The sequence below is a fragment of the Cupriavidus sp. MPR-AND1C genome, assembly GCF_058809705.1.
Genome location: NZ_JBXASU010000010.1, coordinates 53437 through 73743 on the forward strand (window position 1 = coordinate 53437; position 20307 = coordinate 73743).

A 20307-nucleotide genomic window follows, 5' to 3' on the forward strand; every position below is an offset into this window, starting at 1 on the left:
GCGTCGCTGCGCGTGGCTTACTTCTTGTCAGCCCACAGCTGGCCGCCGGTGGACCAGTTCTCGCGCTTGATGTCGGTGATGATGATATCCACGGCCGAGGCCGAGCAGCCGAGCGTCTCGCAGGTGACGCGGGTGACTTCCTCGACCAGCTTGCGCTTTTGCTCGATGGTGCGGCCTTCGAAGAGTTCTACGTGGTAAGTCGGCATGGCTTGCTTCCTGTTTCCTGTTGTCGTTTTGTTTTTCGTTGTCCGTTGCGGATTGCCCTGGCGATGCGCGCAGGGATCTGCCAGCACCCGTCAAAGTCAATCGCGGTACGAAACATCGATTCTATCGAGTTTGCGCAACAGCGACGGCCATTCCAGTTCGCCCTCGACGGCGCCGCCGTCGTCAAGCTGCTCGGACGCCCGTTGTGCCAGCGCATGCGGCGGCTGCACGACCTGTCCGCCAGCCTGCGCGCCAAGCTGGATCTCGCAGGCCTTGATGAGCGTCGCCATCAGCACGTACGCCTCGGCCACGGTCCGGCCAACCGTCAGCGTGCCGTGGTTGCGCAGCAGCATGGCGGGATGCTGGCCGAGCGACGCGGTCAGCCGCGCGCCCTCGGCGGGCGTGAACGCCAGGCCTTCGTAGTCGTGATAGGCCAACCGGCCATAGAAGCGCAAAGCGTGCTGCGAGAGCGCCAGCAGACCGCAGGCCTGGGCCGATACCGACACGCCAGCGCTGTTATGCAGGTGCATCACGCACACCGCATCGGGGCGCGCTGCATGCACCGCGCCATGCAGCGCGAAGCCGGTAACGTTGACCGCATGCGTGCTGTCGCCCACCACCTCGCCGCGGCCATTGATCTTGACCAGGTCGCTGGCGCGGATTTCGTCGAAGGCAAAGCCGAACGGATTGATCAGGAAGTGATCGGGCTCATCCGGCACGGCTGCAGAGATATGGGTGTAGATGAGGTCGTCCCAACCTTGCCGGGCGCACAGGCGGTAAGCCGCCGCCAGGTCGACGCGCATGCGCGACTCGGCTTGCGTGACGGATTGAGTGGCGCCCGCGGCACGGGCGGGCTGCAAGGCAAAGGACATGATTCGGCTCCTGCGCCGCGCGGATGCCGCGCGCCGGTTCAGCCAACCGGCGCCGGGGGCGGCAAAGGCGATACTGTAGCGCAAGGCCGGCGCCGCGTCAGGGCGTGCGCCGGCAGCTTGGAAGAGCCGGATTATCTGCGTTGTTGCCGGCTCATCCAGGCGAAGATCGCGCCACCCAGCAACAGGGCCGCCACGGCGCAGCCAAGCGAGGCGGCGAAGCCGCCGGTGCGTGCCACCAGCGCCGTGGCCAGCGGCGGCCCGACAATCTGGCCGAGGCCGTAGCTGGCGGTCATCAGGCCCATCAGGCGCTGCGCCTGTGCGCCCCACAACCGGCGCGCCTCGCGCATGGCGAACGACACCAGCGCATTGAACGGCAACCCGGCCAGCATGCTGCTGAGCGCGAAACCCGCCACCGTTGGCCAGGCCACCGCGATGGCCACGCCGATCGCCTGCATCACATAGGTAAAGACCAGCAGCCGGCGATTGTCGCGCTCCGTGCTGACGCGCGAGGCGACGAAAGCGCCAATGGTCACCCCCACGCCGAAGATGGGCCAGAACAGGTCTGCCCACAGCGAGTCCGGCATGGCCTGGCGCGCGATCACCGGCAAGAACGTGGCCGTGATGATGTAGCCGAAGCCCGCCAGGCCGTAGGCGAAGGTCAGCAGCCAGGTCTCGCGGCCAAGCCGCGGCGCCGCTTGCGCCGGCGCGGCCGGGCCGGCTGCGTGCGCGGTGCGCGGCGCGGGCGTGAAGACATGCCAGACCGCGCTGACCAGCAGCACCGCGAGCGCGCCGAAGGCCAGCCAGCCCCAGCTGGCCCGCCAGCCGGCGCTCACCATGGCAAAGACGGAAACGCCCGTGATGACGATACCAATGCCCGGCCCGCAAAAGATCACGCCACCCAGCGACGCCCGGCCCAGTTCGGCCAGCCGGTGCATGCACCAAGCCGAGCCGTAGACCATGACCATCGCGCTGGCCACGCCGGCCGCGGCGCGCCACAGGCCCCAGGCCGCCATGCCGCCGGGCGCCGCCATGCCAAGCGTCAGCGCGACGGTAGCCACCATGCCGAGCCGGACCATGCGCGCCGGGTCGGGCCGGATGAACAGGCAAGCGGCCGCGCCGGCGAAGTAGCCCAGGTAGTTCAGCGTAGCCAGCCAGCCGCCCTCGCCCAGCGTGACGCTGCCGTCGTGCAGCATCATGGGCAGCAGCGGCGTAAAAGCGAAGCGGCCAACGCCCATCGCCACGCCCAGCGCCACCAGCCCCGCCAGGGCCACGGCCCGCACGCCAGGCTGTGCCGGCGCCGGCGCGGCGGCGGCGCGTGATGCCAGTGTGGATGTGGATTTCATAGGCGCATGCTACGCTCGGGCCGGCGAACCGAAAAATGAATAATTGAGAACTAAATCATCTTTTTTTGAGATGATCTTTTGTTCGCCGTCACTTCATCGTCACATCCTGCAAGGGGATCGCAATGGACCTGGCTTCCCTGGAAATCTTTCGCTCTGTCGTGGAGGAAGGCGGCATCACCCGCGCCGCCACCCGCCTGCACCGCGTGCAGTCCAATGTCACCACCCGCATTCGCCAGCTGGAGGCCTCGCTCGGCGTCGATCTGTTCCTGCGTGACGGCAAGCGCATGGTGCTGACGCCGGCCGGACAGACTTTGTTCAACTACGCCCGCCGCGTGCTGGACCTGGCCGAAGAAGCCCGCCAGGCCGTGCTGCCAGCCAGGCCGCAAGGCCGCCTGCGCATCGCCTCGATGGAGAGCACGGCGGCCAGCCGCCTGCCCGCCGTGCTGGCCGCCTATCACCAGGCGTGGCCGGACGTGGAACTGGAACTGGTGACCTGCCCCACGCGCCAGGCCTTGCAGGCGCTGGCGCGCTTCGAAGTGGACTGCGCCTTTGTGGCCCAGCCGCTGGATGATCCGGCGCTGGCGTCGCTGCCAGCGTTCGAGGAAGAACTGGTGCTGATCGCCCGCGAGCGCCATGCGCCCATCCACAGCGCGGCCGACCTGGAAACCCGCACCATGCTGTCGTTCGAGTCCGGCTGCAATTACCGCGGCCGGCTCGAAGCCTGGTTCGGCGCCAGCGGCAGCCCGCCGCGCCGGGTGCTGGAGCTGGGCTCGTATCACGCCATCATTGCCTGCGCGGCAGCCGGCATTGGCGTGGCGATTGTGCCGCGTTCGGTACTTGGCCTGTACCGCGACCTGCCCAAGATCAGCCTCCACGGCCTCGGCCAGGCTGGCAAAGTCACCACATTGCTGGCCTGGCATCCGGCCATGGCCAATACCGCGCTGGGCGCCTTGGCCGACACCCTGCGCGCCCCACGGCCAGGCCTGGCCGCGGCCGCCTGAGTCCACCCGCGGCCGCCAAGCCGGGCAAGATGTGCCCGGTCGCCTACACTGGAAGTGGCGCCGCGTTTGCACTCCACGTGCCGGCGCCATTGCCATGAAGCATGTCCCGATGCTCCTGAGATGGCTTGCAACGGCCGTCTGGCTAGCCCTCGCTGCCTTGGTGGCGACACCGCTGGTCCCCGCCACGCTGGCCAATGCGCAGGCGAGCGCGAACGCGGCCGCCGGCGCCGTTCCCCCCGTTTTCGTCATACCGCTCAAAGGCGCGATCGGCCCGGCCAGCGCGAGCTTTATCGAGCGTGGCATGGCGCGCGCTCGCGATGCCGGCGCACAGTTGATCGTGCTGGAAATGGACACCCCGGGCGGACTGGACCTGTCCATGCGCGAGATCATCCAGGGCATCCTGGCCTCGCCGGTACCGGTGGCGAGCTACGTCTATCCGGGCGGCGCGCGCGCGGCCAGCGCCGGCACCTACATCCTCTACGCCAGCCATATCGCCGCGATGGCGCCTGGCACCAACCTGGGCGCGGCCAGCCCGGTGCAGATCGGCATTGGCGGGCCACAGAAACCGGAGGCGGCCCCAGGCTCCGCCTCCGCCCCTGCCGGCGCGCCGCCGCAGGACACCATGGAGCGCAAGCAGATGCACGACGCCTCGGCTTATATACGCGGTCTGGCGCAATTGCGCGGGCGCAATGCCGAGTGGGGCGAACGCGCGGTGCGCGAGGCGGTCAGCCTGTCGGCCAGCGAGGCGGTCGCGCAGAAGGTCGCGGACCTGATCGCCCCCGACCTGCCCGCCCTGCTGCGCGCCGTGGACGGCAAGCACATCCAGGCCGCCGGCACGGAGCGCGTGCTGCGCACGGCGCACGCGCCGGTGCAGGTGCTGGAGCCAGACTGGCGCGACAGCTTCCTGGAGGTCATCACCGATCCCAGCGTGGCGCTGATCCTGATGATGGCCGGCATCTACGGCCTGATCTTCGAGTTCTCCACGCCGGGCATGGTGGTACCCGGCATTGGCGGCGCGATCTGCCTGCTGCTGGCGCTGTTCGCGCTGCATATGCTGCCCGTCAGCTACGCAGGCCTGGGGCTGATCGCACTGGGCATTGGCTGCATGGTGGCGGAGCTATACCTGCCCACCTTTGGCGCACTGGGCGTGGGCGGCATCATCGCCTTCATCTTCGGCGCGGTGATGCTGATCGATACGAATGTCCCCGGCTTCGGCATTCCGCTGTGGCTGATCGGCAGCCTGGCACTGGCCAGCGCGGTGTTCCTGTTCGCCGTCTGGACGCTGCTCTGGCGCGCCCGTCGCATGCCCTCGATCAATGGCGGCGACGCGATGATCGGCATGCCCGGCGTGGTGCTGGAGGATCTGTGGGATGACGGCTGGGCCGAAATACGCGGCGAACGCTGGCAGGTGCACAGTGCCATGCCGATGACGCACGGCCAGCGCGTGCTGGTCATCGGACGCCACGGGCTGCTGCTCGAGGTGCGCGCCATGGACGGCGCGCAGGCAAGCGCCACCCCCATTCCCCCATCCACTCAAGGAGCATGATCATGGCGTTCGGATTCAGCGCAGGCGGTCTGGTCTTCATCATTGCCTTGCTCATTGTTTCCTCGATCCGCGTGCTGCGCGAGTACGAACGCGGCGTGGTGTTCATGCTGGGGCGCTTCTGGAAAGTGAAGGGTCCGGGGCTTGTGATCCTGATCCCGGCGGTGCAGCAGATGGTGCGCGTGGACTTGCGCACGGTGGTGATGGACGTGCCGCCGCAAGACGTGATCTCGCGCGACAACGTGTCGGTCAAGGTGAATGCGGTGGTGTACTTCCGCGTGATCGACCCGGAACGCGCCATCATCCAGGTGGCGAACTTCCTCGAGGCCACCAGCCAGCTGGCGCAGACCACCTTGCGCTCGGTACTGGGCAAGCATGAGCTCGACGAGATGCTGGCCGAGCGCGAGCAGCTCAACATCGACATCCAGAAAGCGCTCGATGCCCAGACCGATAGCTGGGGCATCAAGGTCTCCAACGTGGAGATCAAGCACGTCGACCTCAACGAAACGATGATCCGCGCCATCGCGCGCCAGGCCGAGGCCGAACGCGAACGGCGCGCCAAGGTCATTCATGCCGAGGGCGAGTTGCAGGCCTCGGTGAAACTGCTGGAAGCCGCGCAGATGCTGGCAAGGGAACCGCAGGCGATGCAACTGCGTTATCTGCAGACGCTGACGCAGATTGCCGGCGACAAGAGCTCGACGATCGTGTTTCCGCTGCCCATCGACATCCTGACGCTGATGGGGAAGCTGAGCCGCGAGTCGACGTGAAAAAAGGCGCCTGGGGCGCCTTTGGGATGCTACTGGGAGGATTCGGACTGCTGCCAGTTTGCGCCCCTCTCCCCCTGAGGGGAGAGGGAGAGACCGCCGTCGTCATGGCACGCGGTTTTGGCCCGTTCCGTGGCTTCGGCGAATGCCTCAGATCTGCCTCAGACCTTGCCCGCGACCCACTCGCCGACGCCTGCCAGCGCCTGCGGCAGGTTGGCCGGCTCCGTGCCGCCAGCTTGCGCCATGTCCGGACGGCCGCCGCCCTTGCCGCCGACCTGCTGCGCGACAAAGTTGACCAGCTCGCCGGCCTTGACCTTGGCGGTGGCATCGGCAGTCACCCCGGCGATCAGGCTGACCTTGCCGTCGGCCACTGCGCCCAGCACGATGGCCGCGGTGCCCAGCTTGTCCTTGAGCTTGTCCATGGTTTCGCGCAGCGTCTTGACGTCGGCGCCGTCGAGCTGTGCGGCCAGCACCTTGATGCCCTTGACGTCGATGGCCTGCGCCGCCAGCTCGTCGCCTTGCGAGGCGGCCAGCTTGCTCTTGAGACGCTCCAGTTCCTTCTCCAGCGCGCGCACTTGTTCCTGCACCTGCCCGATACGCGGCACCAGTTCGGACGGCTGCGCCTTGAGCGCGGCGGCAGCTTCGTTCAGCTTGGCGTCCAGCGCCTGCAGGTAATGCAGCGCGTTGTCGCCGGTGATGGCTTCGACGCGGCGGATGCCCGCTGCCACGCCGCTTTCCACCACGATCTTGAACACGCCGATATCGCCGGTGCGGGTCACGTGGGTGCCGCCGCACAGTTCCTTGGAGCTGCCGATCGACAGCACGCGCACATCGTCGGCGTACTTCTCGCCGAACAGCGCCATCGCGCCGCTCTTGACCGCGTCGTCGAAGGGCATGACTTCAGCACCGGTGGCTGCGTTCTGCAGGATCTCGGCGTTGACGATCTCCTCGACGCGACGGATCTGCTCGTCAGTCATCGGCGCGTTGTGCGAGAAGTCAAAGCGGGTCTTGTCCGCGTCGACCAGCGAGCCCTTCTGCTGCACGTGGCTGCCCAGCACTTCACGCAATGCCTTGTGCATCAGGTGAGTGGCCGAGTGGTTGCGCACGGTGCGCGCGCGGCGCTGCGCATCCACCTGCGCGGTGACGCTGTCGCCGACCTTGAGCGCGCCGCCCGCCAGGGTGCCCTGGTGGCCGAACACATCGGCCTGCACCTTGGTGGTATCGACCACGCTGAACACTGCGCTGCCGCTCTTCAGTTCGCCCTGGTCGCCGGCCTGGCCGCCGGACTCGGCGTAGAACGGCGTGTTATCCAGCACGATCACGCCGGTCTGGCCCGGGCGCATCGTGTCGACGGATGCGCCGTCCACATACAGCGCGGTGATTTTCGCACCGTCCACGCCCAGCTTTTCGTAGCCGTGGAAGGTGGTCTTGTCGCCCTTGTACTCCAGGCCGGCCGCCATCTTGAACTTGCCGGCGGCGCGGGCCTGCTCGCGCTGGCGGCTCATGGCCGCGTCGAAGGCGGCTTCGTCCACCGTCATTTCCTGCTCGCGGCACACGTCCTGCGTCAGGTCCAGCGGGAAGCCAAAGGTGTCATGCAGCTTGAAGGCAAGTTCGCCGTCGAGCACGGTACCGCCCTTGGCCTTGACGTCGGCCAGTGCCGCGTCAAGGATGGACATGCCGTTCTCGATGGTTTCGAAAAAGCGCTCCTCTTCTGCCTTGAGCACTTCCACGACGCGCGCTTCGGCGTCGGACAGTTCCGGATAGGCTTGGCCCATCTGACCCACCAGATCGCCCACCAGCTTGTGGAAGAACGGGGTCTTGCGGCCCAGCTTGTAGCCGTGGCGGATAGCGCGGCGGATGATACGGCGCAGCACGTAGCCGCGGCCTTCATTGCCGGGGATCACACCGTCGACGATCAGGAAGGAGCACGCGCGGATGTGATCGGCGATGACCTTCAGCGAATTGTTGTTGAGATCGGTGGTGCCGGTCTCGCGCGCAGCGCCCTTGATCAGTGCCTGGAACAGGTCGATCTCATAGTTGCTGTGCACGTGCTGCAGCACCGCGGCGATGCGCTCCAGGCCCATGCCGGTATCGACGCAGGGCTTGGGCAGGCGCGGCATATTGCCTTGCTCGTCCCGATTGAACTGCATGAACACCAGGTTCCAGATCTCGATGTAGCGGTCGCCGTCTTCCTCGGGAGATCCCGGGGGGCCGCCCCACACATCGGGGCCGTGATCGTAGAAAATTTCCGAGCATGGGCCGCAGGGGCCGGTGTCGGCCATCTGCCAGAAGTTGTCGGAGGCGTAGCGCGCGCCCTTGTTGTCGCCGATGCGCACGATGCGCTCGGGCGGCACGCCGACTTCCTTGGCCCAGATGTCATAGGCTTCGTCGTCTTCCGCGTACACCGTGACCCACAGCTTTTCGGCCGGCAGCTGGTAGACCTTGGTCAGCAGTTCCCACGCGTACTGGATCGCCTCGCGCTTGAAATAGTCGCCAAACGAGAAGTTGCCGAGCATTTCAAAGAAGGTATGGTGACGTGCGGTGTAACCCACGTTCTCCAGGTCGTTGTGCTTGCCGCCGGCGCGCACCGAGCGCTGCGACGAGGTCGCGCGGGTGTACGAGCGCTTGTCGGTGCCCAGGAACACGTCCTTGAACTGCACCATGCCGGAGTTGGTAAACAGCAACGTCGGATCGTTCCCCGGCACCAGGCTGGACGAGCGGACCACGGTATGGCCCTTCGATTCGAAGTACTGCAGGAACTTGCTGCGGATGTCGGAGACTTTCATGTTCTGGGCAAGGGCGTCCCACGTCATGGCAGGGCGCTGTCGGTCAAGATGGTTTTGCAAACCGTTGATTATACGGGGAAGCCTGAGCGCGCGGCATTCCGCCGGGGATTCGCCGGGGTTTCGCCTCGCACCGCCCGCAACACCGCGCCCCGCCGCGATCCGCAGCCGGCCGCGATGTGCTCCCGGCGGCCTGCCGGTGGTAAAGTGCTGGCTGTCCCAGCCGGACGCCCCCGAGCCTGGTTTCGCGCCAGCCTCCGATTGCCCTGCAAGCCGCCACCCAGACCAGACGGCGGGGCCGCCCGGCCTTCCCTCGCCCACCCCTTGCCGGATCCGCAAACCACCCCATGGGAGCTTTAAGCCACCTCCGCGTTCTCGACCTGACCCGCGTTCTCGCCGGGCCATGGTGCGCCCAGAACCTTGCCGACTTTGGCGCCGACGTGATCAAGATCGAGCGCCCCGGCGCCGGCGACGATACCCGCACCTGGGGGCCGCCCTGGCTGCAGGACGGCGAAGGCCGCAATACCGCGGAAGCTGCCTATTACCTGGCCGCCAACCGCAACAAGCGCTCGGTGACCTGCGATATCAGCACGCCCGAAGGCCAGGAACTGGTGCGCGCGCTGGCCGCCCAGAGCGATGTGGTGCTGGAGAACTACAAGGTCGGCCAATTGAAGAAGTACGGCCTGGACTACGACTCCCTCAAGGCGATCAAGCCGGGCCTGATCTATTGCTCGGTGACCGGCTTCGGCCAGACCGGCCCCTATGCGGCGCGCCCGGGCTACGACTTCATCATCCAGGGCATGGGCGGCTTCATGAGCCTGACCGGCGAGCGCGACGACCTGCCCGGCGGCGGCCCGCAGAAGGCCGGCGTGGCGATCTCCGACCTGATGACCGGGCAGTACGCCACCATCGCCGTGCTGGCCGCGCTGGCCCACCGCGAGCGAACTGGCGAAGGCCAGTACATCGACATGGCCCTGCTCGACGTGCAGGTGGCCATGCTGGCCAACATGAACACCAACTACCTGGCCAGCGGCGAAGCGCCCAGGCGCTGGGGCAACGCCCACCCCAATATCGTCCCCTACCAGACTTTCCAGGCGGCCGACGGCTGGATCATCGTGGCGGTAGGCAACGACGGCCAGTTCCGCAAGTTCGTCGTTGCCGGCGGACGCCCCGAACTGGCCGACGACCCGCGCTTCGCCACCAACCCGCAGCGGGTTGCGCATCGCGACGTGCTGGTGCCGATCATCGCCGACATGGTCAGGCCGCGCACCCGCGCCCAGTGGATCCTCGACCTGGAAGCCGCCGGCGTGCCCTGCGGCCCGATCAACACGCTGGACGACGTGTTCGAGGATGCCCAGGTCAAGGCGCGCGGCCTGCGCGTGGACCTGCCGCACCCGAGCGCCGGCGAGGTCAAGCTGGTGGGCAGCCCGATCAAGATGAGCGCGACGCCGCCCGAGGCCGTGCGCCACCCGCCGCTGCTGGGCGAGCACACCGACGCGGTGCTTGGCGACATGCTGGGCTATACGCCGGACCAGATTGCCGCGCTGCGCGCCAAGGGCGTGCTGTAAGGTGCTTGCCGCTGTGTGCCTGCAGTGGCGGGGCGCACAGCGGCAAGCCGAAGTTTGTCGTCGTTGCAATTGCCTTCGTTGTTGCCTTCGTTGTTGCCATAGCCGTTGCCGTAGCGAAAAAAGCAAGAACCCTGACCCCGCGCGCGCCGGCGTACGGCGCATGCCTGACCACAAGAGGAGTTTGGATGCTGACCGACGCCCTGCTGGCCTTCCTGCACTACACCTTCATCTTCCTGCTGATCGCCTTGATGACCGCCGAAGCGGTCGTGCTGCGCCCCGGCATGACGCCGCCCGTGCTCAAGCGCCTGTCGATCTACGACCTGCTCTACTTCCTCACTGCCATGGCGGTGCTGGCCAGCGGCCTGCTGCGGCTGTTCTACGGCGCCAAGGGCGCACAGTTCTACCTGCACAACCCGTGGTTCCACGCCAAGATCACCGTGTTCGTGGTGATCGCCCTGTGCTCGCTGCCGCCCACCTTCGCCATCCGGCGGTGGCGCCGCCAGGCGCGCAGCCTGCCAGACTTCGTGCCCATGCCGGCCGAGCTGAAGTCCGCGCGGCGCTGGGTCATGATCCAGGCCCACCTGCTGATCCTGCTGCCGCTGTGCGCGGTGATGATGGCGCGCGGCATCGGCATGAAATAGGCCGCAGCGCCTGGTGCACCAGATTCCCAATCCAACCCGACGCATCTCCATGCTCAAGAAAAAACTCGCCGCGGCATTGCTCGCCGCCGCCCTGCCCGCTATCGGCACCTTTATTGCCGTTAGCGCCACGCCTGCCGCCGCGGCCACCGCCTACCCGTCCAAGCCGCTCAAGTTCGTCGTGCCCTACCCGGCCGGCGGCCCGCTGGACACGGTGGCGCGCGCCATCGGCGACAAGCTCAAGGACAGCCTGGGCCAGCCCGTGGTGGTGGAAAACCGCCCGGGAGCCGGCGGCAATATCGGCGCCGACTACGTGGCCAAGCAGCCGGCCGACGGCTACACCATCGTGATGGGCGCCGTGGCCACCCACGCCATCAACCCCAGCCTCTTTGCCAAGATGCCGTACGACCCGGTGAAGGACTTCAGCCCGATCACGCTGGTGGCCGACGTGCCCAACGTACTCGTCATGCACCCTGGCAAAGCCGCCGAGTTGCATATCAACAATGTGCGTGAGCTGGTGGAATACGCGCGCAAGAACCCCGGCAAGCTGGACTACGCCTCGGGTGGCAACGGCAGCGCGGGACATTTGTCGGGCGAGCTGTTCAAGAGCATGGCCAAGGTCAGCATGGTCCACATCCCCTACAACGGCGCCTCGCCCGCGCAGCTGTCGGTGCTGTCCGGCCAGACCGACATGATCTTCGATAACCTCGCATCCGCCGCGGCCAACATCAAAGCCGGCAAGCTCAAGGCGTTCGCCGTCACCACCGCCACCCGCGCCGCCGCCCTGCCCGAGCTGCCCACTATCGCGGAAGCCGGCAAGGGGCTCGGCCTGGAAGGCTTCGACATCTCCACGTGGTTCGGGGTGTTCGCCCCGGCCAACACCTCGAAAGAGATCGTCGACCGCCTCAACCACGAGATCGTGGCCATCCTCAAGACCGACGACATGAAGGCAAAGCTGGCCCGCATCGGCGCCCAGCCGGCACCGACCACGCCGGAGCAGTTCGGCGCACTGGTGCAGCGCGAGCTGAAGAAGTACGCGCAGATCGTGAAGGTGTCGGGCGCCAAGGTGGATTGATACGCTCGGAGCATTTGCCGAAGCCGCCGAACAGGCCAATGCCTCGCGCCATGACGACGGCTGTCTCTCCCTCTCCCACCAGTGGGAGAGGGAGACCACCCGCGCAAATCCTGCTTTGTCAGGTCGCCTCCTGCTCCGCGCGAGGCAACAACAACCCCACCTGAATAATCCGCGGCCCGTCCATCCGCGTCACCGTGAGCTTCAGCCCTGCTATCTCGACGGCGTCGCCCTCCACTGGTGGTGATGTAAAGGCCTCCTGCATAGCGGCTTCCAGGGTCCGTGCCGCCTCGGCAGGACTCAACTCCCGTGTCCCGTAAAGCCCCGCCACATCCCGCAGCATGGCCTCCCCGGACAGCAGGAAATCATGGCTAGCCTTGCCCCAGGCAAGCGCCGGCCCAGGCCGATGGAACAACAGTGCCAGCATCGGCACGCTGGTCCCCGGCGCCAGGATCGACACCATATCCCCATCCCGCAGCACGGTCTGATCGGGCGCAGCCAGCGCTTCGTCCCGCACCACGGTCAGCAGCCGGCAACGGGGCGGCAATTCGAGCTGGTCGGCGCGCAGGTCTTCAGCCGGCGAATCGGCCTCGACCCTGAACTGCATCACCTCCAGCGCCGGCCCATGCGTGCCCCGCAGCCGGGAGCGGGCCAGCGGCTCCGGATAGGCGGGACGCAGCACGCGCGCCAGCCGCGCCGCCAGCGGCACGGTGGTGCCCTGCAGCAGCAGGCTGGTCAGCACCACCGCAAAGGCGATGCGAAACAGCAAGCCGGAATCTGGCATGCCCTGAAGCATGGGAAACAGCGCCAGCACGATCGGCACCGCCCCACGCAGGCCCATCCAGGCCACGAAGCCCTTCTCCCGGGCACTGAAGCGAAACGGCAGCAGCGCCAGCCAGACCGCAGCCGGGCGCGCCACCAGCATCAGGAATGCCGCCACCGCCACCGCCGGCAGCGCCACCTCCCAGATCCGGTGCGGCGCCACCAGCAGGCCAAGCAGCAGGAACATCGCGGACTGAGACAGCCAGGCCATGCCGTCCATCGCCCGCATGGTGTCGGGGCCTACCGCGCGGTCGCGGTTGCCCACCAGGATGCCGGTCAGGTAGACGGCCAGGAAGCCGCTGCCGCCCGCCGTCTGCACGATGGCGAACACCATGGCGCCGCCCGAGCACAGCAGGATGGCCTGCAGGCCTTCGGCCACGCGAATGCGCTCCATCACGTTGGCCATGCAGTAGCCCAGGCCCAACCCGAGCAATCCGCCGACCCCGAACTGCACTACCAGGCGCCACAACAGTGCGCCGGGACTCAGGCCCGCGGGCGCGGCGATCCAGTCGATCAGGGTGAGGGTCAGGAAGATGGCCATCGGGTCGTTGATGCCGGACTCGATCTCCAGCACGCTCGCCACCCGTTCCTTGAGCCGGATGCCGCTGGTATTGAGCAGCGAGAACACCGCCGCGGCATCGGTCGAGCCGACGATGGCGCCCAGCAGCAGGCCGAGCTTCCAGTCGATCTCCAGCACCCAGGCGGCAAACAGGCCCACCAGGCCGGTCGTGACCAGCACGCCCACGGTCGCCAGCGACAGCGAGGGTTTCAGCGCCACCCGGAAGGTGGCCAGCCGGGTGCGCAAGCCGCCATCGAGCAGGATCACCGCCAGCGCGAGGTTGCCGACCAGGAAGCTCAGCCAGGTATTGGAGAAGCGGATGCCACCGGGGCCATCCACGCCGGCCAGCATGCCTACCGATAAAAACACAAGCAGGAACGGCACGCCCACGCGCGCCGAGAAGGCGCCCACCACAATGCCCAGCGACATCACGACGGCGCCGATCAGGATGACATGGTCGATGCTTTCCAAAACGGCTTTCCCTTTTCCCTTTCCATGCCGTGCCGCATCGGCCACGGGCTGCGCACGCATCGGCAACGGCAGTGCAGCCGTTGATGATAGCGCAGCCCTATGACCACTCTGCCGCGCAGGCGTGAAAGCGGCCCCTGGATGTCTCCTAGGGAGATACCCGCAGATTGACCATTTTTGCAGACATCTGAAAGGTAGCTGAAAGGTCGCCCCCTTAATTTCCTCCCTGCCAGCGGCGGGACGGTTGCGCGCGCGCTTTTGATGCACCGCAACATCCTTAGCCGCACGGATTTCAAGCAGTTTTTTCGAGGAGAATCATTTTGCGCATTCGTAGCCAAAAGGACTTTGCCTCCGGCCTGATGTTCATCCTGGTCGGATTCAGCTTTTCCTGGGTCGCACGCGGGTATTCCATGGGTACTGCCGCGAAGATGGGCCCCGGGTATTTCCCGTTCTGGCTCGGCATCGTGCTCGCCTTGCTCGGCGCGCTGGTGCTGTGGAGTTCCCTGTCCGCCAAGAAGGAAGAAGACCAGCTCGCACGCTGGGACATCAAGACCCTGTTGTGGATCCTGGGTTCGGTGGTGCTGTTCGGCCTGATGCTCAAGCCGCTGGGCATGGTGCTGTCGGTGCTGGTGCTGGTGCTGGTGTCGTCGATGGCCAGCCATGAATTCAGCTGGAAGGGTGCCGTTGTCAACGCCATCGTCCTGGTGATCATCAGCCTGGGCGCCTTCGTCTACGGCATCAATCTTCAGATGCCGGTGTGGCCGGCATTCTTGGCAGGATAAGGAGACGGCCATATGGAACTACTAGCCAACCTGGGCCTGGGCTTCTCGACCGCCCTGACCCTGCAAAACCTCGCATACGCCTTCCTAGGCTGCGTGCTGGGCACCCTGATCGGCGTGCTGCCGGGCCTGGGGCCTCTGGCCACCATCGCCATGCTGCTGCCGGTGACCTACACGCTGCCGCCGGTGGCCGCGCTCATCATGCTGGCCGGTATTTACTACGGCGCCCAGTACGGTGGCTCCACCACCGCCATTCTGGTCAACCTGCCGGGTGAATCGTCGTCGGTGGTGACTACCATCGATGGCTACCAGATGGCCAGGCGAGGGCGAGCGGGGGTGGCGTTAGCCACCGCCGGCCTAGGCTCGTTCTTCGCCGGCTGCGTGGCAACCCTGATCCTGGCCGCGTTCGCTGCGCCGCTGTCGGAACTGGCCTTCAAGTTCGGCCCAGCCGAGTACTTCTCGCTGATGGTGCTGGGCCTGATCGGCGCCGTGGTGCTGGCTTCGGGCTCGCTGGTCAAGGCCATCGCCATGATCGTGCTGGGGCTGCTGCTGGGCCTGGTCGGCACCGACGTGAACTCGGGCGCAGCGCGCTTCTCGTTCGACGTGCCTGAGCTGACCGACGGTCTGAATTTCGTCTCGGTCGCCATGGGTGTGTTCGGCTTCGCGGAAATCATCGCGAACCTGGAGCAAAAAGATGCCCGCGAAACCTTCACGGACCACATCACCAACCTGTTCCCGACCAAGGCTGACTTCAAGCGCATGATCCCGGCAGTGCTTCGCGGCACGTTCCTGGGCTCCGCGCTGGGCATCCTGCCGGGCGGCGGTGCGGCGCTGGCTTCGTTTGCAGCCTACTCGCTGGAAAAGAAGACCTCGAAGTTCTCGCATGAGTTCGGCAAGGGCGCCATCGAAGGCGTGGCAGGTCCGGAATCGGCCAACAACGCCGCGGCGCAGACCTCCTTCATCCCGCTGCTGACGCTGGGCATTCCGCCCAACGCCGTGATGGCGCTGATGGTGGGCGCGATGACCATCCACAACATCCAGCCGGGCCCGCAGGTCATGACCAGCAACCCCGCGCTGTTCTGGGGCCTGATCGCCTCGATGTGGATCGGCAACTTCATGCTGATCATCCTGAACCTGCCGCTGATCGGGATCTGGGTCAAGCTGCTCAAGGTGCCTTACCGCTACCTGTACCCGGCCATCCTGGTGTTCTGCTGCATCGGCGTGTACTCGGTCCAGAACACCACGTTCGACGTGTTCCAGACCGCGGCCTTCGGCGTGATCGGTTACCTGTTCATCAAGCTCAAGTGCGAGCCGGCGCCGTTGCTGCTGGGCTTCGTGCTGGGGCCGATGATGGAAGAGAATTTCCGCCGCTCCCTGCTGCTGTCGCGCGGCGAGTTCAGCGTGTTCCTGACCCGCCCGCTGTCGCTTGGCCTGCTGATCGCGGCCGCCGTGCTGGTCCTGATCGTGGCGCTGCCGTCGATCAAGAACAAGCGCGAGGAAGCTTTCCAGGAAGAATAAGAGAGCAAGTCCCGCGGCCGGTATCCGTGCCGGCTGCGAGCGACGCTGCCACAGAAGTCCCTCAAGGTGCCGCAAGGCACCTTTTTTCATGCCCGCTGCGGCGCCCGGATGCTGGCGGCAAGCGCGCCAGCCAGCCCTTTGCCCGGGCTGCGAGCCCGGTACCGGGCCGAACGCCATGGTGCGGACCGGCTTGATCCCGCAGAACTCCAGCGCGGTCTTGCGCATCTGGCGGATGCCCGGCATGCGGTAGATCCATTTGAAATACCGGGGCGGCGTATCCATGGTCACCAGCAGATGCGCCGAGCGGCCGTTCAGGAGTTGCTCGGGAAAGCTCGGCGATTGGTACGAAACGCCAGTGGCATCCGGCGGTTGGCCCTGGCTTGGCTGATGGCGCGAACCTTGCCGCAAGCGCTTAACAGGGTAAGGCGTGCCCTCAGGGACAGACTCAAGCCCCCCCGAGGTGCCTTTCGCCGGCGCCAGGGGCATCGAACAGGCCTGCGCAGGCGTCCCGCACGGCCGCCGTGACGTGGCGGCGCGCCTGGTCGCGCCGCTCCAGCATGCCGATGGTGCGCAGCACCGGCGCGCCGCCGATTTCCAGCGGCAGGATGCGCAGCGCCTCGTCCTCCAGCCAGCGCGCACGCTGCAGCAACGGCACCACGGTCACGCCCACCTGCTGGCGCACCAGCTCGACGAGCGCCTCGATCGAGTTCAGCTCGAGAAACTCATTGACGCGCAGATGCGCGCGGCGCAGCGCCCGCGCAACCAGCATGCCGGTGCGCTGTCCGCGGTCGAAACGCAGGAAGGGGTTGGCCGCCAGCGCTTCACGCGCGTTCGCGCCCGGGCTGTCGCGCCCGGCAATCGCCACCAGCGGCTCCTGGTAAAGCGGCGTCCACACCAATGTGCCGGGCAGGCGGCCTGCCCCTTCCACCAGCATCGCCGCATCCAGCTCACCGGACTCCACCTGCGCCGCCAGCTCGATCGACTTGGCGCTGACCAGGCGCACGTCCAGTGCCGGGTACTCGCGCTTCATGCGCGCCACCACATGCGACAGGCCGCCCATGACCGACACCACCGCGCCCACCGCTACCGCGCCAGCCATCGCGTCCGGCGCTTCCGGAGGCAGCCGCATCTCGTCGTAGAGCGCTAGCATGCGGCGCGCCTGCGGCAACAGTTCGCGCCCGCCGGCATTGAGCGCCACCACCCGGCCGCCCCGGTCGAACAGCTCGCGGCGCAGCTCCATCTCCAGCGCGCGCATCTGCAGGCTGACCGCGGCCTGGGTCAGGGCCACCCGCTCGGAGGCCGCGGCAAAAGAGCCGTGGTCGGCCACGGCGACGAACGTGCGCAGGAAACGGATGGTGCTCATGGGGAGAACGTCATGATGTGCGGCTTGGTGTGTGCGGGTTGGTGTGCGGGTTGGCCTATGTCTTGTTCGGCGCACCAATACGGCGCACCAATACTTAAGAAAACCTTTAGACATAAGAAAGAAATATTAGCTTTCATTATGATGACCTGCACGGAATAATTGATCCGCAGCACCGCCTGGCAGCATCCGCGGCGGGGTGTGTTGCCCGAGGGCCGGCCCCGGCCTGCGTTTGCCTTGCTTCCCCGATCCGGAGATCACCATGAAACACTGGCTGCGCCTCGTTGGCACGAGCCTCGCCACGGGACTTGCGCTGAGCGCCGTTCCGGCACTCGCCGACACCTACCCCAACAAGCCGATCCGCCTGATCGTGCCGTTCCCGGCCAGCGGCGCGACTGATTTGCTGGCTCGCGCCATCGCGCAGAAAGTGGGCACCAACATGGGCCAGCAGATCGTGGTCGACAACCGGCCCGGCGCTGGCGGCGCCATCGGCTCCGACATGGCCGCCAAGGCCCCGGCCGACGGCTACACGTTGCTGATCGCCACGACCAGCACGCATTCGATCGGGCCGTACATCAACACGCGCCTGCCGTACAACACCGAGACCGACTTCACGCCGATCGGCCAGGTGGCGATCGCCACCAACGTGCTGGTGGTGCCGAACAGCCTGCCGGTGAAGAACGTCAAGGAGCTGATCGACTACGCCAAGAAGCATCCTGGCGAGCTGAACTACGCATCCAGCGGCAATGGCACCGTGGTGCACCTGACCGCCGAAGCCTTCAAGGCGCAGGCCGGCGTGTTCATCACGCACATCCCGTATCGCGGCACCGCGCTGGCCGTGCCCGACCTGATCTCCAACAAGGTGCAGATCCTGTTTGACAGCATCGTCTCGGGCCTGCCGCACGTGAAGGACGGCAAGCTCAAGGCGCTGGCCGTGACCAGCCTGAAGCGCTCGCCGCTGGCACCCGAGATCCCGACCGCCAGCGAGTCTGGCCTGCCCGGCTTCGAGTCCGATACCTGGTTCGGCATCTATGGCCCCAAGCACATGCCAGCCGAGCTGGTGAACCGCCTCAACGCCGAGTTCAACAAGGCGATCCAGGCGCCCGACGTGAAGGAGCGCCTGGGCAAGCTGGGCGCGGAACCCGTTGGCGGCACGCCGGCCCAGTTCGCCGCGATGGTCAAGAAGGACAGCGCGCGCTGGGGTAAGCTGATCAAGGATCGCAAGATCACCGTGGAATAACGTACGAGCGCTGGCAAGCCCGCCGCGGCATTGCGGCCAAGCGCTGCCAGCGCATCGAACCGAGACAAGCATGCAGAACTTCAACTGGACCAATCCCTACCCTTCCGTGCGCATCCCGCTGTTCGCGCGCAACGTGGTGTCCACCTCGCACCCGCTGGCGGCGCAGGCCGGCCTGCGCATGCTGCTCAAGGGCGGCAACGCGGTCGATGCAGCCATCGCCGCGGCGGCGGCCATCACCATCGTCGAGCCGGTCTCGTGCGGCCTGGGCAGCGATGCTTTCGCGATCCTGTGGGACGGCAAGGAAATGCATGGCCTGAACGCTTCGGGCGTGGCGCCGGCGGCATGGAGCCCCGAGTATTTCAAGAGCAAGTACGGCACGGATGCCAACGGCATCGCCAAGCGCCCCGTGCGCGGCTGGGACGCCGTCACCGTGCCGGGCGTGATCGCCGGCTGGGCCGCGCTGCATGAGCGCTTTGGCAAGCTGCCCTTTGCCGAGCTGATGGAGCCCGCCATCGAGATCGCCGAGCGCGGCTATGCCGTGCCGCCGGTGGTGGCGCACAAGTGGGCCGCCGCCGTGCCGGAACTCAAGGACCAGCCTGGCTACGCCGAAGCCTTCATGCCCAATGGCCGCGCACCCAACGTGGGCGAGAAGTTCACGCTCAAGGCTGCCGCCGACACGCTGCGCAAGATCGGCGCCAGCAATGGCCGCGCCTACTACGACGGCGAGATCGCCGAGAAGATCGTCGCCTTCAGCAAGGAATGCGGCGGCGCCATGACGGCCGACGACCTGCGCAACTACAAGCCGGACTGGGTCAAGCCGATCAGCAAGGCCTATCGCGGCTTTGAGCTGCACGAGATCCCGCCGAATGGCCAGGGCATCGCCGCGCTGGTGGCGCTGGGCATCCTCGGCCAGTTCGACTTGGCCGCGCTGCCGGTGGACTCGGTCGAGTCGCAGCACCTGCAGATCGAGGCGATGAAACTGGCCTTTGCCGACCTCTATCGCTACGTGGCGGACCCTGGCAGCATGGAAGTCACGCCCGAGCAGATGCTGGACGACGCATACCTGAAATCACGCGCCAAGCTGATCGACATGGAGCGCGCCACGCACTTCGATTTCGGCATGCCCAAGGTCGGGGGCACCATCTACCTGAGCGCCGCCGACGAGAACGGCATGATGATCTCGTTCATCCAGTCGAACTACATGGGCTTCGGTTCCGGCGTGGTCGTGCCGGGCACCGGCATCAGCCTGCAGAACCGCGGCGTAGGCTTCTCGATGGACCCGAAATCCCCCAACGTGGTGGCCGGCGGCAAGCGCCCCTTCCACACCATCATCCCGGCCTTCCTGACCAAGGACGGCCAGCCGGTGATGAGCTTCGGCGTGATGGGCGGCGACATGCAGCCGCAGGGGCATCTGCAGACCGTGGTGCGCATGGTGGACTACAACCAGCAGCCGCAGGCGGCCTGCTGCGCGCCGCGCTGGAAGGTCAACCGCGACTTCACGCTGGACGTCGAATCCACCATGGATCCGGCGGTCGTTGCCGGCCTGAAGGCGCGCGGCCACCAGCTCAAGTCGGTCGACGACCCGTACATGGATTTCGGCTCGGGGCAGTTTATCTGGCGCCTGTCGGATGATGCCGAGCATGGCTATGTGGCCGCCAGCGACAGCCGGCGCGACGGGCAGGCCGTAGGATTTTGAGTACCGGTAGGTAGTACTGGGAGCGCCCACCGCAAGGTGGGCTTTTTTTTGCCTGCACTGCCCTGGATACGGAACTG

16 protein-coding genes are annotated in these 20307 nt (G+C 66.6%); 10 read left to right on the plus strand and 6 right to left on the minus strand.

All coding sequences use genetic code 11. The annotated features are described in order from the left end of the window. Positions 1-17: 17 nt before the first annotated feature. From AC1RWI_RS08565 to AC1RWI_RS08575, 3 genes are all read right to left on the minus strand, one after another. Positions 18-206, minus strand: coding sequence for a 4-oxalocrotonate tautomerase (locus AC1RWI_RS08565; protein ID WP_043348354.1), 189 nt, complete (start codon positions 204-206; stop codon positions 18-20). Between the two features lie 96 nt (positions 207-302). Further along, positions 303-1076: a class II aldolase/adducin family protein gene (locus AC1RWI_RS08570; protein ID WP_492865747.1), complete on the minus strand. Its 774-nt coding sequence runs from the start codon at positions 1074-1076 to the stop codon at positions 303-305. A gap of 131 nt (positions 1077-1207) precedes the next feature. Continuing rightward, positions 1208-2419, minus strand: a complete 1212-nt coding sequence (locus AC1RWI_RS08575) for a YbfB/YjiJ family MFS transporter (RefSeq protein WP_043348360.1) — start codon at positions 2417-2419, stop codon at positions 1208-1210. Positions 2420-2541: 122 nt separating this feature from the next. Between AC1RWI_RS08575 and AC1RWI_RS08580 the strand changes: the two genes are divergently transcribed. From AC1RWI_RS08580 to AC1RWI_RS08590, 3 genes are all read left to right on the plus strand, one after another. After that, on the plus strand, positions 2542-3420 hold the full coding sequence (locus AC1RWI_RS08580; protein WP_043348365.1) for a LysR family transcriptional regulator: 879 nt from the start codon (positions 2542-2544) through the stop codon (positions 3418-3420). Between the two features lie 109 nt (positions 3421-3529). Then, entirely contained in the window at positions 3530-4966 is a 1437-nt protein-coding gene (locus AC1RWI_RS08585; RefSeq protein ID WP_043352169.1) for an NfeD family protein, read from the plus strand. Positions 4967-4968: 2 nt separating this feature from the next. After that, on the plus strand, positions 4969-5730 hold the full coding sequence (locus tag AC1RWI_RS08590) for a slipin family protein (protein WP_174422523.1): 762 nt from the start codon (positions 4969-4971) through the stop codon (positions 5728-5730). A gap of 158 nt (positions 5731-5888) precedes the next feature. On the opposite strand, the gene alaS is transcribed toward AC1RWI_RS08590, so the two are convergent. Beyond that, entirely contained in the window at positions 5889-8513 is a 2625-nt protein-coding gene (gene alaS / locus AC1RWI_RS08595) for an alanine--tRNA ligase (RefSeq protein ID WP_492865750.1), read from the minus strand. 344 nt (positions 8514-8857) lie between these two features. Between alaS and AC1RWI_RS08600 the strand changes: the two genes are divergently transcribed. The 3 genes from AC1RWI_RS08600 to AC1RWI_RS08610 all read left to right on the plus strand — a co-directional run bounded on the left by AC1RWI_RS08600 (position 8858) and on the right by AC1RWI_RS08610 (position 11791). After that, entirely contained in the window at positions 8858-10078 is a 1221-nt protein-coding gene (locus tag AC1RWI_RS08600; RefSeq protein ID WP_043348367.1) for a CaiB/BaiF CoA transferase family protein, read from the plus strand. A 185-nt stretch (positions 10079-10263) separates the two neighbouring features. Further along, entirely contained in the window at positions 10264-10719 is a 456-nt protein-coding gene (locus AC1RWI_RS08605) for a DUF2214 family protein (protein WP_492865752.1), read from the plus strand. A 49-nt stretch (positions 10720-10768) separates the two neighbouring features. Next, positions 10769-11791 carry a tripartite tricarboxylate transporter substrate binding protein gene (locus AC1RWI_RS08610; protein ID WP_492865754.1) on the plus strand — a complete coding sequence of 341 codons (1023 nt, stop codon included), beginning with the start codon at positions 10769-10771 and terminating at the stop codon, positions 11789-11791. A gap of 118 nt (positions 11792-11909) precedes the next feature. Here the strand turns inward: AC1RWI_RS08610 and AC1RWI_RS08615 are convergent, their stop codons facing one another. Next, positions 11910-13640 (minus strand): potassium/proton antiporter, encoded by a 1731-nt coding sequence (locus AC1RWI_RS08615; protein WP_492865756.1) that lies wholly within the window; start codon positions 13638-13640, stop codon positions 11910-11912. Between the two features lie 317 nt (positions 13641-13957). On the opposite strand from AC1RWI_RS08615, the gene AC1RWI_RS08620 reads away from it, so the two are divergent. Next, complete coding sequence (locus AC1RWI_RS08620; RefSeq protein ID WP_043348382.1) at positions 13958-14419, plus strand: tripartite tricarboxylate transporter TctB family protein; 462 nt, start codon at positions 13958-13960, stop codon at positions 14417-14419. Between the two features lie 12 nt (positions 14420-14431). Continuing rightward, on the plus strand, positions 14432-15934 hold the full coding sequence (locus tag AC1RWI_RS08625; protein ID WP_043348385.1) for a tripartite tricarboxylate transporter permease: 1503 nt from the start codon (positions 14432-14434) through the stop codon (positions 15932-15934). Between the two features lie 445 nt (positions 15935-16379). On the opposite strand, the gene AC1RWI_RS08630 is transcribed toward AC1RWI_RS08625, so the two are convergent. Further along, positions 16380-17297, minus strand: a complete 918-nt coding sequence (locus AC1RWI_RS08630; protein WP_043348388.1) for a LysR substrate-binding domain-containing protein — start codon at positions 17295-17297, stop codon at positions 16380-16382. A 259-nt stretch (positions 17298-17556) separates the two neighbouring features. Here AC1RWI_RS08630 and AC1RWI_RS08635 point away from each other — a divergent pair, with 259 nt between their 5' ends. Further along, positions 17557-18534 (plus strand): Bug family tripartite tricarboxylate transporter substrate binding protein, encoded by a 978-nt coding sequence (locus tag AC1RWI_RS08635; RefSeq protein WP_492865759.1) that lies wholly within the window; start codon positions 17557-17559, stop codon positions 18532-18534. Positions 18535-18604: 70 nt separating this feature from the next. Further along, positions 18605-20230: a gamma-glutamyltransferase gene (gene ggt / locus AC1RWI_RS08640; protein ID WP_043348394.1), complete on the plus strand. Its 1626-nt coding sequence runs from the start codon at positions 18605-18607 to the stop codon at positions 20228-20230. Positions 20231-20307: the final 77 nt, after the last annotated feature.

Bases quoted from the DNA above. Each gene is read 5' to 3' on its own strand.
- AC1RWI_RS08565 (WP_043348354.1), bottom strand. From the start codon at position 206: ATGCCGACTTACCACGTAGAACTCTTCGAAGGCCGCACCATCGAGCAA.
- AC1RWI_RS08570 (WP_492865747.1), bottom strand. From the start codon at position 1,076: ATGTCCTTTGCCTTGCAGCCCGCCCGTGCCGCGGGCGCCACTCAATCC.
- AC1RWI_RS08575 (WP_043348360.1), bottom strand. From the start codon at position 2,419: ATGAAATCCACATCCACACTGGCATCACGCGCCGCCGCCGCGCCGGCG.
- AC1RWI_RS08580 (WP_043348365.1), top strand. From the start codon at position 2,542: ATGGACCTGGCTTCCCTGGAAATCTTTCGCTCTGTCGTGGAGGAAGGC.
- AC1RWI_RS08585 (WP_043352169.1), top strand. From the start codon at position 3,530: ATGCTCCTGAGATGGCTTGCAACGGCCGTCTGGCTAGCCCTCGCTGCC.
- AC1RWI_RS08590 (WP_174422523.1), top strand. From the start codon at position 4,969: ATGGCGTTCGGATTCAGCGCAGGCGGTCTGGTCTTCATCATTGCCTTG.
- alaS (WP_492865750.1), bottom strand. From the start codon at position 8,513: ATGAAAGTCTCCGACATCCGCAGCAAGTTCCTGCAGTACTTCGAATCG.
- AC1RWI_RS08600 (WP_043348367.1), top strand. From the start codon at position 8,858: ATGGGAGCTTTAAGCCACCTCCGCGTTCTCGACCTGACCCGCGTTCTC.
- AC1RWI_RS08605 (WP_492865752.1), top strand. From the start codon at position 10,264: ATGCTGACCGACGCCCTGCTGGCCTTCCTGCACTACACCTTCATCTTC.
- AC1RWI_RS08610 (WP_492865754.1), top strand. From the start codon at position 10,769: ATGCTCAAGAAAAAACTCGCCGCGGCATTGCTCGCCGCCGCCCTGCCC.
- AC1RWI_RS08625 (WP_043348385.1), top strand. From the start codon at position 14,432: ATGGAACTACTAGCCAACCTGGGCCTGGGCTTCTCGACCGCCCTGACC.
- AC1RWI_RS08630 (WP_043348388.1), bottom strand. From the start codon at position 17,297: ATGAGCACCATCCGTTTCCTGCGCACGTTCGTCGCCGTGGCCGACCAC.
- AC1RWI_RS08635 (WP_492865759.1), top strand. From the start codon at position 17,557: ATGAAACACTGGCTGCGCCTCGTTGGCACGAGCCTCGCCACGGGACTT.
- ggt (WP_043348394.1), top strand. From the start codon at position 18,605: ATGCAGAACTTCAACTGGACCAATCCCTACCCTTCCGTGCGCATCCCG.